This window comes from Rheinheimera sp. (genome assembly GCF_030824435.1).
Taxonomy (GTDB): domain Bacteria; phylum Pseudomonadota; class Gammaproteobacteria; order Enterobacterales; family Alteromonadaceae; genus Pararheinheimera.
In genome coordinates this window covers 130,672-144,596 of sequence record NZ_JAVBXS010000100.1, presented here as the reverse complement: position 1 = coordinate 144,596, position 13,925 = coordinate 130,672, and the positions used below count along the sequence as shown (strand labels likewise).

The 13,925-nt window shown below is 47.0% G+C and carries 14 protein-coding genes; 5 read left to right on the top strand and 9 right to left on the bottom strand.

Annotation, left to right across the window (positions count from 1 at the left end):
• The 3 genes from RCH83_RS17030 to mutT form a co-directional block, all read left to right on the top strand.
• Positions 1 to 602 (top strand): M23 family metallopeptidase (locus RCH83_RS17030; RefSeq protein ID WP_306523982.1); only part of this gene is annotated, 602 nt, incomplete at its 5' end.
• A 16-nt stretch (positions 603 to 618) separates the two neighbouring features.
• The gene (gene secA / locus RCH83_RS17025) at positions 619 to 3,330 is read left to right on the top strand and encodes a preprotein translocase subunit SecA (RefSeq protein WP_306523981.1); all 2,712 of its coding nucleotides are present in this window, start codon (positions 619 to 621) and stop codon (positions 3,328 to 3,330) included.
• Between the two features lie 150 nt (positions 3,331 to 3,480).
• Positions 3,481 to 3,885 carry an 8-oxo-dGTP diphosphatase MutT gene (gene mutT, locus RCH83_RS17020; protein WP_306523980.1) on the top strand — a complete coding sequence of 135 codons (405 nt, stop codon included), beginning with the start codon at positions 3,481 to 3,483 and terminating at the stop codon, positions 3,883 to 3,885.
• A gap of 45 nt (positions 3,886 to 3,930) precedes the next feature.
• On the opposite strand, the gene yacG is transcribed toward mutT, so the two are convergent.
• From yacG to RCH83_RS16975, 9 genes are all read right to left on the bottom strand, one after another.
• Complete coding sequence (yacG, locus tag RCH83_RS17015) at positions 3,931 to 4,167, bottom strand: DNA gyrase inhibitor YacG (RefSeq protein ID WP_306523979.1); 237 nt, start codon at positions 4,165 to 4,167, stop codon at positions 3,931 to 3,933.
• A gap of 44 nt (positions 4,168 to 4,211) precedes the next feature.
• Complete coding sequence (gene zapD / locus RCH83_RS17010) at positions 4,212 to 4,958, bottom strand: cell division protein ZapD (protein WP_306523978.1); 747 nt, start codon at positions 4,956 to 4,958, stop codon at positions 4,212 to 4,214.
• 62 nt (positions 4,959 to 5,020) lie between these two features.
• On the bottom strand, positions 5,021 to 5,644 hold the full coding sequence (gene coaE, locus RCH83_RS17005; protein ID WP_306523977.1) for a dephospho-CoA kinase: 624 nt from the start codon (positions 5,642 to 5,644) through the stop codon (positions 5,021 to 5,023).
• An 8-nt stretch (positions 5,645 to 5,652) separates the two neighbouring features.
• Entirely contained in the window at positions 5,653 to 6,540 is an 888-nt protein-coding gene (locus RCH83_RS17000; protein WP_306523976.1) for an A24 family peptidase, read from the bottom strand.
• Complete coding sequence (locus RCH83_RS16995) at positions 6,540 to 7,766, bottom strand: type II secretion system F family protein (protein ID WP_306523975.1); 1,227 nt, start codon at positions 7,764 to 7,766, stop codon at positions 6,540 to 6,542. The genes RCH83_RS17000 and RCH83_RS16995 overlap by 1 nt, the downstream gene beginning before the upstream one ends.
• A 44-nt stretch (positions 7,767 to 7,810) precedes the next feature.
• A complete protein-coding gene (gene pilB / locus RCH83_RS16990) occupies positions 7,811 to 9,499 on the bottom strand; it encodes a type IV-A pilus assembly ATPase PilB (protein ID WP_306523974.1) in 1,689 nt (562 codons plus the stop codon).
• A gap of 162 nt (positions 9,500 to 9,661) precedes the next feature.
• The gene (locus tag RCH83_RS16985) at positions 9,662 to 10,060 is read right to left on the bottom strand and encodes a pilin (RefSeq protein WP_306523973.1); all 399 of its coding nucleotides are present in this window, start codon (positions 10,058 to 10,060) and stop codon (positions 9,662 to 9,664) included.
• Between the two features lie 477 nt (positions 10,061 to 10,537).
• On the bottom strand, positions 10,538 to 11,425 hold the full coding sequence (gene nadC, locus RCH83_RS16980; RefSeq protein WP_373689817.1) for a carboxylating nicotinate-nucleotide diphosphorylase: 888 nt from the start codon (positions 11,423 to 11,425) through the stop codon (positions 10,538 to 10,540).
• 12 nt (positions 11,426 to 11,437) lie between these two features.
• Positions 11,438 to 11,971: a TIGR02281 family clan AA aspartic protease gene (locus RCH83_RS16975; RefSeq protein WP_306523971.1), complete on the bottom strand. Its 534-nt coding sequence runs from the start codon at positions 11,969 to 11,971 to the stop codon at positions 11,438 to 11,440.
• Between the two features lie 54 nt (positions 11,972 to 12,025).
• Here RCH83_RS16975 and ampD point away from each other — a divergent pair, with 54 nt between their 5' ends.
• Both ampD and ampE read left to right on the top strand, forming a co-directional pair.
• Positions 12,026 to 12,649 carry a 1,6-anhydro-N-acetylmuramyl-L-alanine amidase AmpD gene (ampD, locus tag RCH83_RS16970; protein ID WP_306523970.1) on the top strand — a complete coding sequence of 208 codons (624 nt, stop codon included), beginning with the start codon at positions 12,026 to 12,028 and terminating at the stop codon, positions 12,647 to 12,649.
• Positions 12,646 to 13,746 carry a regulatory signaling modulator protein AmpE gene (gene ampE, locus RCH83_RS16965; RefSeq protein ID WP_306523969.1) on the top strand — a complete coding sequence of 367 codons (1,101 nt, stop codon included), beginning with the start codon at positions 12,646 to 12,648 and terminating at the stop codon, positions 13,744 to 13,746. Before ampD ends, ampE begins: the two co-directional genes overlap by 4 nt.
• Positions 13,747 to 13,925: the final 179 nt, after the last annotated feature.

Sequence of the window (13,925 nt, the reverse complement as noted above, 5' to 3'; positions counted from 1 at the left end):
CTATGGGTGGTCCGGCGCAGGGTGGAGTGCAGTTAAGCCTGGATGATTTAAATCAGGTGTTGTTGCAACTGACGTCGCTTGAGCAAAATCTGCAAACTGAACAAACCCGTTTTGCCTTACTTGAATCTTTGGATCTGAATCACAATATCGGTATGAACAGTCAGTTATCTGGCCGGCCGGTACAAAAAGGTTATCTATCTTCAGCTTATGGTGTACGCAGCGACCCTTTTACCGGGCAACCAGCGTTACATCGTGGTGTTGATTTTGCCGGAGCCGAAGGTGATCCGGTGCTGGCAACTGCAGGCGGTATTGTCACCTGGGCTGGTGAGCGTTTTGGTTATGGCCTGATGGTGGAAGTTGAACACGCCGATGGTTACCGCAGCCGTTATGGTCATGCCAAAGCAATTCAGGCCGAGATTGGACAACTGGTCAGTAAAGGCCAGCAAATTGCCACTATCGGCAATACCGGCCGTTCAACAGGGCCACATGTACATTACGAAATATTAAAAGATGGTCAGCAAATAGACCCGATGTTGTTTGTGAACCGTCGGACAAAAAACTTCAATGGCTCTGCCAGGACTGCACGCCAGTCTCAACAATAAAAGTGGTATTTGGACAATGTTTGGAAAACTCTTTACCAGATTATTTGGTAGTCGCAACGATCGTTACCTGAAAAAACTCGCTAAAACGGTCGACGAAATCAACGGCATGGAAAGCCAGTTTGCAGCTTTGTCTGATGAACAGTTGCAGGCCAAAACTGCAGAATTTAAACAACGTTATGCCGAGGGTGCCAGTCTGGACGATTTGCTGCCGGAAGCCTTTGCTACTGTGCGTGAAGCCAGTAAAAGGGTGTTTGGCATGCGTCATTTTGACGTGCAGCTGATTGGCGGTATTGTGTTGCATCAGGGCAAAATTTCCGAAATGCGTACCGGTGAAGGTAAAACCCTGACCGCAACGCTGCCGGCTTATCTGAATGCGCTGAGCGGTGGTGCCGTGCATGTCATTACCGTCAACGACTATCTGGCGAAGCGTGATGCCGCCACGAACGAGCCATTATTCAGCTTTTTAGGTTTAACAGTGGGTGTGAACGTGCCTGGCATGCAACATCCGGAAAAGCAGCAGGCTTATGCTGCTGACATTACCTACGGTACCAACAACGAATTTGGTTTTGATTACCTGCGTGACAATATGGCCTTTAGCATGGCTGACAGGGTACAACGTGACCTTGCTTATGCCATTATCGACGAAGTGGACTCCATCCTGATTGACGAAGCCCGTACCCCTTTGATTATCTCGGGTCAGGCTGAAGACAGCTCAGAATTATATCGTCAGATCAACACTGTGGTTCCTCTGCTGGAACGCCAGGAAAAAGAAGACGAAGAAGGCCAGATGGGCGATGGTCATTTCACCATCGACGAAAAAGCCAAACAGATTTATTTAACCGAACGTGGCCAGATCAGAGTGGAAGAAATTCTGCTGGAACGTGGTTTAATGCAGGAAGGTGAATCGCTGTTTTCTGCCAGCAACATTACCTTGTTGCACCATGTGTATGCCGCGTTACGCGGACACAACCTGTTCAAAAAAGACGTAGATTATGTGATTAAAGACGGCCAGATTGTGATTGTTGACGAACACACAGGCCGTACTATGGAAGGCCGTCGTTGGTCTGAAGGTTTGCACCAGGCGATTGAAGCCAAAGAAGGTGTGCGTATTCAGAACGAAAACCAGACGCTGGCCTCTATTACCTTCCAGAACTACTTCCGTTTGTATGAAAAACTGGCCGGTATGACCGGTACTGCCGATACCGAAGCTTTTGAATTTCAACAAATTTATGGTCTGGAAACTATAGTAGTTCCAACTAACAGACCTATGGTACGTAAAGATATGCCAGATTTGGTGTATCTGACAGCCGAAGAAAAGTATCAGGCCATTATTAAAGACATTGAAGCCACCCGCGACGCCAAAAGGCCGGTGCTGGTCGGTACAGCTTCAATTGAAAGTTCTGAATACCTGTCGTCTTTATTACATAAAGCCAAAATTACCCATCAGGTGTTAAACGCCAAGTTCCACGCTAACGAAGCGCAAATTATTGCCGAAGCCGGTCGTCCTGGTGCTGTGACTATAGCCACTAACATGGCAGGTCGTGGTACTGACATCGTCTTAGGCGGTAACTGGCAGTCAGAAGTCGCGAAGCTGGAGAACCCGACTCAGGCACAAATTGATGACATTAAAGCGCAGTGGCAGGAGCGTCATGACGCTGTGATAGCCGCCGGTGGTTTACATATTATTGGTACTGAACGTCACGAATCACGCCGCATCGACAACCAGCTGCGTGGTCGCGCCGGTCGTCAGGGTGATGCCGGTTCCAGTCGTTTTTATCTGGCGCTGGATGATGCGTTAATGCGTATTTTTGCCTCAGACCGCATGGCCGGTATGATGCGCAAACTGGGTATGGAAGCAGGTGAAGCTATTGAACACCCGCTGGTCAGTCGTGCTATTGAAAACGCACAACGTAAAGTAGAAGCCCGCAACTTTGATATCCGTAAACAGTTATTAGAGTTTGATGATGTAGCCAACGACCAGCGTAAAGTGGTGTATGAGCAGCGCAACGAGCTGCTGGCAACAGACGATATTACTGAAACCATTGCCGCCATTCGTACTGACGTGGTGCAGACGGTGCTGGATCAATATATTCCGCCGCAGTCATTGGATGAAATGTGGGATATTCCAGGTCTGGAAGCCCGTTTGCGCTCTGACTTTGCGCTGGATATGCCGATTGGCAAGTGGCTGGCCGAAGACAACAAGCTGTTTGAAGAAAAATTAAAAGAGCGTATTCAGGATGTGGTTGAAAAATCTTACGAACTGAAAGAGCAAATGGTGGGTGCACCAGTGCTGCGTCAGTTTGAAAAAGCAGTGATGTTGCAGAGTCTGGACACTCACTGGAAAGAACACCTGGCTGCGATGGATCATCTGCGTCAGGGTATTAACCTGCGTGGTTATGCACAGAAAAACCCGAAGCAGGAATATAAACGCGAAGCTTTTGAACTGTTCTCCAATATGCTGGATCAGCTGAAACTGGACGTGGTAGGTGTGTTAAGCCGAGTGCAAATCCGTGCGCCTGAAGATGTGGAAGCTGTGGAAGAACAACGTCGTAAAGCTGATGCTGTTGCGATGAAGTTTGAACACGAAGAAGCAGAGCATGTTGGCGGTGAAGTGCCGGCAACACCCGGCGCTCCGGTGTTCCGTGACGGCGATAAAATTGGCCGTAACGATGTTTGTCCATGTGGTTCAGGCAAAAAGTATAAACAGTGCCATGGCAAGTTAAGCTAAAGTGGCATGATGAAAAAAAGCAGAGCTCGCTCTGCTTTTTTTTCGCTTATAAAACAGCGTGCAATAGCGTTGTAAGCCGCCGTCAACTTATTTGCCATGCAACAACAAGTTGGCAGCATGGTAAACAAAGGTAAAAACCGAGGATTAAAAGTGGCAACAACAAAAATTGTGCATGTCGCCGTTGGGGTGATTAAACGGGGTGATTTTATTTTTATCAGCAAAAGACCCGATCAATTGCATCAGGGTGGGCGTTGGGAGTTTCCCGGTGGTAAAGTGGAAGCCGGTGAAACTGTGTTGCAGGCACTGCAACGTGAATTGCTGGAAGAAGTGAACCTGCAGGTGCATAACGCATCAGCTATGTTGCAGCTTGAATATGCTTATCCGGAAAAAACCGTGTTATTGGATGTCTGGTTGGTAGAAGATTTTAGCGGTGAAGGCGAGGGCCTCGAAGGGCAACAAACCGCCTGGGTGCATCAGCTCGAACTTGGCAACTATCAGTTCCCGGATGCCAACCAGCCTATTCTGGCTGCGGTGCAACAGCTGTTTCACAGTTAAACAAAACCCGGTCTAAACCGGGTTTTGTTTGTTGTAATTGTTGTGTTATTCCTGAAAGAACTTATTTTCCTGTTGCATCAGCTCGTCTTCCAGTGCCATCAGATCGGCATCGCCCAATCCTGCTTCTATTGGCTGTTTATCGGCGATACGGCGGCTTTCACTGGCCCATTCACCCAAATCAATCAAACGGCAGCGGTCGCTGCAAAAAGGCCGGAACGGCGATTGTGGACCCCACAGCACTTCTATCTGACAAGTTGGGCACTGTACTTTGAGCTCTGACATAACAATTCCTGCGTGCTGATACCAAAAGCCGCATTATACCTCAGTCAGCAGCAAGCCAGTTCAAACGCAATATTTTTATCTGAGGTAGCGCGGCCCTGAGTATCACAAAGCTGCATAAAACGAATGGCATAACGGTATTTGTTACCGCTGATGGTGGGATAACAACAATAGTCCAGCGGATACTTTAACCTTAACAATTCAAACTGTTCGGTATTGCTCTGGTAATAACCATTTTCTGCCACAACAGCTTGAAACTTGCCGCGTTCACGGATAAAAGTCAGCACAAATCTGATGGCTCTTTCCACCAGCTGCAACTGTGCAATCCAGTCTTGTGCCGCTTTTTGTCTGGTGTCGAGCGGCTGGGTATACCAGTACTGCAATTGGGGTAAGTCAAAATAGCAGGTGCCGCCAGGGATAAAAAACCTTTGGCGCAATGGTCCTAAAAATTTGTCTTCTTTAAGTACATTAGCAAATTTGGCGCCACGAATCAGTTCACTTTGCAGCCGGACCGCCTGTTGCAACATCAATTGCAGGCTGTCGTCGGAGATTGAGGGGTGACGCGACCAGCCAACCAGCGCACTTTCACATCGTTCCACATCTTTGATCAGATCAGGACGGATATCATTTCTGTCCAGGACTTCAATCAAAGCAAAAAGTGAGGTAAAAAAGCCGAGTTGTTGTGATTCGTTGGCCAAAGCCAGCTGATTATTCACCTGATTAAATAAATATTCGACACGCAGATAGGTTCTGACTTTTTCGCTGAGTGGATGTTCGTAGATCAATTCTGCCATGCCAGAGATGCACCCCAAAAAAAGCCAGTGGGTTGCAGCTGCACCCGACAGTTAACATAACCTTAAGTTGGCGATTTGGCTAGTTTTTCTGCCGCCAGCGCCGAATATATTTGATGCAGGGCTGCCACTCTTTCCGGCAGGCTCTGCAGTGGTAAATCATTGTCCAGCAGCTGGGTTGCAGCAGCATGCCTTTGTTCACGTGAACACTGCGACGCCATAATGGCCTCAACCTGACTGGCCGGCACTTTGTCACGCTCAGTGGTACGTTGTAGTTGGGTTTCCGGGCTGACATCTACCACCAATAGCTGATCAACCAAAGTCTGCAAACCGTTTTCCAGCAAGAGGGGGGCAACCAGCAGTACATAAGGTGAAGTTGCTGCAGCCAGTTGTTGTAACATTTGCTCGCGGATAAGCGGATGCAGCAGCTGATTCAGCCATTGTTTGTCGCTTGGGTTGCTAAAGACTTTTTTCCTGAGCAAAGCACGGTTCAGGCTGCCGTCGGCCAGCAAGATACCGGTGCCAAAATGGCTGCTGATAACATTAAGAGCTGCAGTGCCAGGCGCTACCACCTCACGGGCCACAACATCGGCATCAACCAGCTGCACACCCAAAGTTGCAAACTGGTTGGCAACAGTGGTTTTACCGCTGCCAATGCCGCCTGTCAGTCCAACAATAAAGTTGCTCATCAATGTTATTACAGCTGGATCATCGATAAATAAGCTGCAGTGATTTGTTCACCCCACAACATGGCAATCCAGCCGGCGGCAGCAATATAAGGACCAAAAGGGATAGCGTTATTTTTGTCTTTACCTTGCATTGCCAATAACACAGAGCCAATCACTGCACCGACAAAAGACGACAACAGAATAATCAGCGGCAGCTGTTGCCAGCCAAGCAAAGCGCCAAATACCGCCAGCAGTTTAAAGTCGCCATAACCCATACCTTCTTTACCGGTTAACAGCTTAAATAACCAATAGACAGACCAGAGCGCCAGATAACCAAAGGCCGCCCCTGTAATGGCCGTTGCTGCGTCCACTTTGCTAAAACCAGCAACAGCTGCAACCAGGGCCAACCACAATAACGGCAAAGTGATTTGATCTGGCAGCAGCATTTTATCTATGTCAATAAAAGTCAACGCCAGCAAAGCCCAGGTCACCCCCAGATACAACAAGCCGGTTGCTGTAGCACCAAATTGCCAGGCGACGACCGCAGATAGCAGTGCGGTGGCAAGTTCCAGCAGCGGGTATCTCAAGCTTACCGGTGCTTTACAATAACGGCATTTACCTTGCAGCAGCAGGTAACTCAAAAGCGGAATATTATCCAAAGCTGACAACTGGTGTTTGCAGTGCGGGCACGCTGAACGGGGCACGGCCAGGTTAAACACCGGTGCGTTAGCTGGTTCCAGATCCGGAGAGAAATACTCCTGATACTCCTGTTGCCAGCTTTTTTCCATCATCAGCGGTAAACGATACACCACCACATTTAAAAAACTGCCGACACAAAGGCTGAACAAAAACACCACTGCGGCAAACCAGTACGGCGATTGCTGAAAAAACAGCGCGGTTTCGGCAACTGACGACATCATTTGATCACCGAACCTAACTGGAAGATAGGTAAATACATGGCGACTATCAGGCCACCGATAATGACACCCAGCACCGCCATAATCATCGGTTCTAACAGTGCGGTCAGACCATCAACGGCGTCGTCTACTTCCTGTTCGTAAATATTGGCCACCCGGGCCAGCATATCATCGAGGGCACCGGACTCTTCGCCGATAGATACCATTTGGATCACCATTTCAGGGAACCTGTTGGTGGTTTTCATTGAACTGAACATCTGGCCACCTGCCGATACATCAGCCCGTACTTCCATTATGGCATTTTTATAAATTTCGTTGCCTGCAGCGCCAGCCGCTGATTCCAGCGCCTCAATCAAAGGTACACCGGCAGCAAAAGTGGTGGATAAAGTCCGGGCATAACGGGCAACAGCGGCTTTATTAATAATCATGCCCATTACCGGCAGCTTTAAAGCCATAGCGTCGGTGGCGGTTTTAAACTGCAGGTTATTGTTGTAAGCCTTTTTAAATAAAAACAAACCAAGAATGATGGCAGCAAGTACCACCCACCAATAACTTTGCATCCATTCTGAAATACCAAGCACAAACAAGGTAAATGCCGGCAGTTCAGCACCAAAACCGGCAAAAATTTCTGCAAAAGAAGGCACCACAAAAATCAGCAAAATGGAGGTTACCACCAGTGCTACCACCATAACGGCGATAGGGTAAAACATGGCTTTTTTAATTTTTGATTTCAGCGCTTCGGCTTTTTCTTTGTAAGTGGCAACCCGGTCAAAGATGCGGTCTAAAGCACCGGACTGCTCGCCGGACTTCACCAGATCACAATACAGTTCATCAAAGTATTTAGGGTGCTCTCTGAGCACTTCTGACAATGGAATACCACTTTGGACTTTCAGAGATATTTTCTGCATCAGATTGCGTAAAGATTTTTTCTCAGCACCGCTGCTGATTAAGTCGATTGACTGAACCAGAGGGACACCGGCCGTTAGCATAGTGGCAATTTGCCGGGTCAGCACTGCCACATCGGCGGCGGTAATTTTGGCATCACCACCCAATAAACTTTTCCGCTTTTTGGTCACTATCGAAGGGGTGATGCCCTGCTGGCGCAATAACGCCTTGGCTTCATTAATAGAGTTGGCGCGGATTTCACCGTCGGCCTTTTTGCCTCTGCGGTTTACCCCTTTCCAGGCGTAATTATCCTGCTCTTTTATTTTTGGTTGTGGAGCCATGACGATGTCCCTTGTCCAGCAAAAAAACTTCGCTGTTATTAAAGTTAAGCGTTGGTTACCCGGTTAATTTCAGTGAGGCTGGTTAAACCGGCAGCTGCTTTGAGTAAACCCGATTGTCGTAAGTTATTAATGCCTTCAAGCTGCGCTTGTTTAGCAATTTCCAGTGAATTACCACCATGCATAATTTTTTCGGCAATGGCAGGCGATATTGGCATCACTTCATAAATACCAACCCGACCTTTGTAACCTCCGGTGCAATATTCACAGCCAACAGGTTTGCATAATTTAATGCCGGGCAGTTGGGCGGCAGTAAAACCCTGCCGTAACAACTCTTCTTCCGGTAAGGTTTCTGGTGCCTTGCAATGGTTACATAAACGACGAGCCAGACGCTGCGCAATAATTAAACTGACAGAACTGGCGACGTTATAAGCCGGCACACCCATATTTAATAAACGGGTGAGGGTTTCAGGTGCAGAGTTGGTGTGCAGGGTGCTTAATACCAGGTGGCCTGTTTGTGCTGCTTTAATGGCAATTTCAGCGGTTTCCAGATCGCGGATTTCACCCACCATGATGACATCCGGGTCTTGCCGTAAAAAAGATTTTAATGCCATAGGGAAGGTTAAACCCGCTTTAGGGTTCACCTGCACCTGATTGATACCGGGTAAGTTAATTTCCACCGGATCTTCGGCGGTGGAGATATTGGTTTCTTCAGTATTCAGAATGTTCAGGCCAGTATAAAGCGACACCGTTTTACCGCTGCCTGTTGGGCCTGTCACCAGAATCATACCCTGTGGCTGTTCTAGCGCTGATAAATACAGTTTTTTCTGCTGTTCTTCATAACCCAGAATATCAATACCCAACATAGCGCTGTCGGAATCTAAAATCCGCATTACTATTTTTTCGCCCCAGAGTGTGGGCAGGCTGCTAACCCGAAAATCAATCGACTTTTTCTGTGACAGTTTGAGCTTAATACGGCCATCCTGCGGCACCCGTTTTTCCGCAATATCCAGCCGTGACATGACTTTTAACCGGGCTGACAAGCGGCTCGACAAGGCCACAGGCGGAGAGGCAACTTCATGCAAAATACCGTCGATACGAAAACGAATCCGATAACTTTTTTCATAAGGCTCAAAGTGCAAATCTGAAGCACCTTTGCGGATAGCGTCATGCAGCATCTTATTAATAAAAGTAATAATAGGGCCGTCTTCAGCTTCATTGGGATTGTCATCATCATCAATTTCGGCAAGGCCTAGCTCACCTAAATCCCAGTCAGTATTGGAAAAACTGTCACTGGCTTTTTGATCAAATACCCGGTCTATCAGTTTATGCAGTTTGTCAAATTCAACCACCACCACTTCGACCCGCAGGCCAGTGCTGAATTCAAAATCTTCCACCGGCTGCATATCTGTGGGGTCTACCACGGCAAGGAATAAGGTACGGCCACGTTTAAATACAGGCAACACATGGTGTTTACGGATCAGTTTTTCATTACGTTCCTGCTCGGGCACATAGTCCAGATCGTAATAATCCAAATCCAGCACACTGTGCATAGTAAAACCACCAGCTGCTATGGCCAGGGCTTGAGGCGTAATGAGTTTTTCACCAATTAAAAAGTCGGCAGCGGTTTGATACTGATTATTTTTTTCGGCTGCAACTTTAGTGCAATGGCCCGCATCAATCAGGCCGGATTGGCCCAGACGGCGAAGAAGAATTGATTGCAGGTTAAAAGCCATAACGACAATACATCCATCTGTCAGATAATAATAAGAAAATTAGCATTTTGATTATGACAGCGAGGGGAAAGAATTCAACTGTTAAGTGCAGCTTGCTGAAAAGCAAAATGCGATAAAATAAAAAGCTCTCCGTCAGGAGAGCTTTTTTAACTATTTAACTTATTATTGCGGGCAAGATGCTGGAGCTAATTCAGGATCTGTAGCACCTGCAGAAGCACAAGTCCAAACGCCTGTAGTGCCGTCACGTGTCCAGGTCAGAGTTGCTGATGCAATCTGAGTAGGTGCGTTTAACATTGCACACACAATGTTGTCAGCACCAACAGTGATAGTACAGTTTTGCGTTGTACCCTGTAAGCCAATCAGGGCCAGCGTTGGTGTACCACCGCGGTTGATCACTTCTTCAAACAAAGTTTTGCCAGCAGAAATTTCCTGCAGACCAGCAGTCATCTTAGAACGAGCCTGGTAATTTGAATAAGCTGGCAGCGCCACTGCAGCCAGAATACCGATGATTGCAACTACAATCATCAGTTCAATTAATGTAAAACCTTGGTTACGTTTCATAGTACTTCTCCATTAGTAATTGATTAACCCGGGGGGTTGATTTCTATTCTGGACATTTTTGCGCGTTACGCAAGAAAAAAATGCATATTTGTAAATATTTATTTTTTACAAGCTTAAGTGTATGAATATTAAAAATAAATTATTGTATTTGCAGCGATCTGACTCGGGGGGTAACGCAAATTGGTTTGATCTTTGCCTGTAAAGCAAGTGTTGTGCCAGTCAGTTTTATCTATCTGTTTTTAAAGGTAATTGATCTTTAGTTCCTTATTTGGTTACTTCATTTGCCAAGCTTGCATCCTGAAACGCAGGTTGCAAATAAAGCAAACAAGTTGTTAACAGGCTTTAAAACACAGATTTCAGCAGGTTTTATCGTTGTTACCCATTGAATCTAGCTGTTATAAGAGGAAAAAACTGAAAATTTGCCTGAAGGCGGGAGAGGCGGTCGGCGTCTGTTGACGCCGAACTGTAAAAAGAAGATTACAAACTACGTAATCTCATAGATAAATCAACAGCTTGTACATTTTTAGTCAGAGCGCCGCTGGAAATATAGTCGACACCAGTAGCGCCCAGTGCTTTTAACGCTTCGCTGGTAATATTGCCTGATACTTCAAGTTTGGCCTGGCCTTTATTCAATGCCACTGCCTGCTGAATATCGGCAATATGGAAGTTATCCAGCATAATAATGTCGGCGCCGGCTTTTAATGCTTGTTCCAGCTCAGTTAAGTCTTCAACTTCAACTTCAACAGCTTTGCCAGGGAAATTCTGTCTGGCGGTCTGCACTGCATTGGCGATAGAACCGGCAGCGGCAATATGGTTTTCTTTAATTAAAAACGCATCATACAAACCGATACGGTGATTTTTACCACCCCCACAGGTTACGGCATATTTTTGTGCCAGCCGTAAACCAGGTAAAGTTTTACGGGTATCTAATAACCGGGTTTTGCTGTTGCCAAGTAAGGCCACATATTTGGCAGTTGTAGTGGCGGTACCGCTTAAAGTTTGCAAGAAATTCAGTGCAGTACGTTCACCTGTTAATAAAACCCGGGCCGGGCCACTAATTTCGCAAAGCAGGGTATTAGCGTTGACGGCATCGCCATCTTTGACAAACCATTGAATGACCACCTGATCAGACAACTGCTGAAATACTTCTTCTACCCAGTCGACACCACAAATCACACAATCTTCCCGCGTAATAATAGTGGCAGTGGCTTGTTGTGTTTCCGGGATCAAACTTGCTGTGATGTCACCTTGCGCCAGCGGTAAATAACCTAAATCTTCTGCCAGTGCGTGACTGACGCCACGGCGAATTTCCTGAACCAGCCGTTCGTGATGGCTGATCTCTGCTGTTTGTTGAGTTTTTTGCATTGATGGCATAAGTCAGTTTCTTTGAATTAATTGCAGTTGATTGGCCTGTTGCGCGAATTCTAAATGTTTTAGCGCACTCATTCCTAGCAAAATCTCAGTACTTCCCTTTGTCGTAGTAAGGTTGGGCACTATGCTGGCAGGTAAATCCTTAAGGACTATGGTACCGAGCTTCAGTTCATGGATCTGGCTTTGATAGGCTGTGGTAACGCCATTTGCCGTTCTAACCTGATAAGGTTGGCCTTGTTGCATTCCGGTGCGTTTAGCCACTGCAGTGGAAACCGCCACCACAGTAGCGCCGGTGTCGAGTAAAAACACCACGTCAACACCGTTCAGCTGCAAAGTGCCGACATAATGGCCCTGCGCATTGGGCAACAGTGTGACTTGTTGTTGGCCTTGTGCATTTAAACTGCTTTTTAATTGCTGGTTGGGGTTGAGCTTGGCGGCAATGGCGTCATCAAACAGCAGATAAATAACAGCCAGCAGTAATAACCAGGCGATGAGGGCAAAACCTTTGCCGAGTTTAGCTGTGGGATCAGATGCTTGCATTGTGTTCTTTTCGCGCTGACAATAGCTCAACAGCATAAACAGCGTGATCAACAATTGCAAAAGCCTTTATCTGCCTCAGCCACTGCATCACAAAAAGCCGGCGTGCCACAGAGTGCTCCTGTGCTGGTGCACCGACCCTGCACACATTTTGATGACAGACCTGATGTCCGTGATATCAGTTTGTTGGTGATCCACAATATCAGTCTGCCGCCGCGGCAATACAATACACCTTATATAGATGACTTTTTTGGTGGCCGGCTTGACTATGAAGCCCACCCTTATTTTGCACAGCTCAAAGGCATCCGGGTGTCGGCCCATTGTGTCATCTTCCGTGATGGTCGTATCTGGCAATATGTGCCTTTTAGCAAACGTGCCTGGCATGCGGGTGTCAGCCAGTTTCTGGGCCGGGAAAAATGTAATGATTTTTCCATTGGTATTGAACTGGAAGGTTGTGACGATGAGGCTTATACCGAGGCACAGTATCAGGCGCTGACCGAATTGAGTTTTTATTTATTACAACAGTACCCGCTGCTGCATCCAACTCATATTGTCGGTCACTGCGATATTGCGCCGGGGCGCAAAACCGACCCGGGTCAGGCCTTTGACTGGCGGCGTTTTTTTCATGCACTGGATAATAAGCAGCAGGCTAGTACCTGTGATAAGGAGAGAATAAAGTGACTTTGCTCAGTATGTTAATAGCACTGATAATAGAGCGGTTGGCGGTGCGTAGCGCTCGATGGCAACTGGTCAGTTATTTAAGACCTTATCTGCATTATGCCGATAAACCACCATTTTCCATTATCACCCGGCCTCAGGCCGGTTTATTGCTCTGGTGTTTGTTACCGGCACTGTTGATCACAGTGTTTATGCTGCTGGTCGATTTTTGGTTATTCAGTTTGTTGGTGAATACGCTGGTGTTGTTGTTGTGTATGGGCTGTTGGCATTACCGCCAGTTATATAAACAATATCTGAATGCTGCAGCGCGGGATGATCAGCAAGCCGCGTTTTTAGCCATGCAACAAATTGAAACTGATGCCGGAATCAGCGCTCAGCAACTGAGTTATGGCCAGCGTCTGGTCTGGCTGAACTTTAAATATTATGCCGCTGTATTGTTTTGGTTTGCTGTGTTCGGTGCTTTTGGTGCTTTGTTGTATGCCATTTTGCGGTTGTTGGCTGAACCTGCCACTTATATAAGTAGTGAAACTGAAAACGAAGCCGTTATACAGAGTGAAGCTAGCGCCCAAACCAATACAACACAGAATTTTGCTGCTGATATGGCTGCGCCGGAAGTAACGCAGGACGCCACTCAACAATCAGCACAAGCGGATACGGAAATTTCAGTGACGGCAGCGGATATTGACCTTGCTGCTGAGGGACAGCATGAGCAAACAACAAGTGCAGCTGAGGATTTACAACAACTGTCAGAGCGCACTCAACAACTCAGCCGCAGTCTGGTGTTGCAACAACGTTTAACTGCGGTTGCCAGCGACTTAAGTCACTGGGCCGATTGGTTACCAGCCCGCTTATTTGGTTTGGGGTTTGCGCTGGTCGGGCACTTTTCCCGGGCTTCAGCTATTTTGCTCAGTTACCTTGGCGACAGCAGTACACAGGCCTGTCAGGTGTTAACTGACATTGCCAAAGCAGCTGAACCTTTACCGGAAGAACTACTGAACTGCAGCACAGAAAGTTGTTCTTTAGTGCAACTTTCTAAACGTAATATTTTGTTTTTTCTGGCATTAGTGGCCATTCTTACCTTAAGTGGTGCCTTAGGCTAACCACTGACACATCAGTTGCAACAGCGGTGTTCTGCTGTTGTTGCAGCTGATGTACTGTTACTGCATTAATGGTCTGACCAATTCTGTATTTCCCCGTTGGAAGTTACCAATTTAGAGTTATAACTCTAGCTATTTGGCTGCAAAGCGCAGCAGAACAGTGCGGTTGAATTTACTTCAAC

Bases quoted from the DNA above. Each gene is read 5' to 3' on its own strand.
- coaE (WP_306523977.1), bottom strand. From the start codon at position 5,644: ATGAGCAACTTTATTGTTGGACTGACAGGCGGCATTGGCAGCGGTAAA.
- yacG (WP_306523979.1), bottom strand. From the start codon at position 4,167: ATGTCAGAGCTCAAAGTACAGTGCCCAACTTGTCAGATAGAAGTGCTG.
- zapD (WP_306523978.1), bottom strand. From the start codon at position 4,958: ATGGCAGAATTGATCTACGAACATCCACTCAGCGAAAAAGTCAGAACC.
- RCH83_RS16985 (WP_306523973.1), bottom strand. From the start codon at position 10,060: ATGAAACGTAACCAAGGTTTTACATTAATTGAACTGATGATTGTAGTT.
- pilB (WP_306523974.1), bottom strand. From the start codon at position 9,499: ATGGCTTTTAACCTGCAATCAATTCTTCTTCGCCGTCTGGGCCAATCC.
- nadC (WP_373689817.1), bottom strand. From the start codon at position 11,425: ATGCAAAAAACTCAACAAACAGCAGAGATCAGCCATCACGAACGGCTG.
- secA (WP_306523981.1), top strand. From the start codon at position 619: ATGTTTGGAAAACTCTTTACCAGATTATTTGGTAGTCGCAACGATCGT.
- RCH83_RS17000 (WP_306523976.1), bottom strand. From the start codon at position 6,540: ATGTCGTCAGTTGCCGAAACCGCGCTGTTTTTTCAGCAATCGCCGTAC.
- RCH83_RS16975 (WP_306523971.1), bottom strand. From the start codon at position 11,971: ATGCAAGCATCTGATCCCACAGCTAAACTCGGCAAAGGTTTTGCCCTC.
- RCH83_RS16995 (WP_306523975.1), bottom strand. From the start codon at position 7,766: ATGGCTCCACAACCAAAAATAAAAGAGCAGGATAATTACGCCTGGAAA.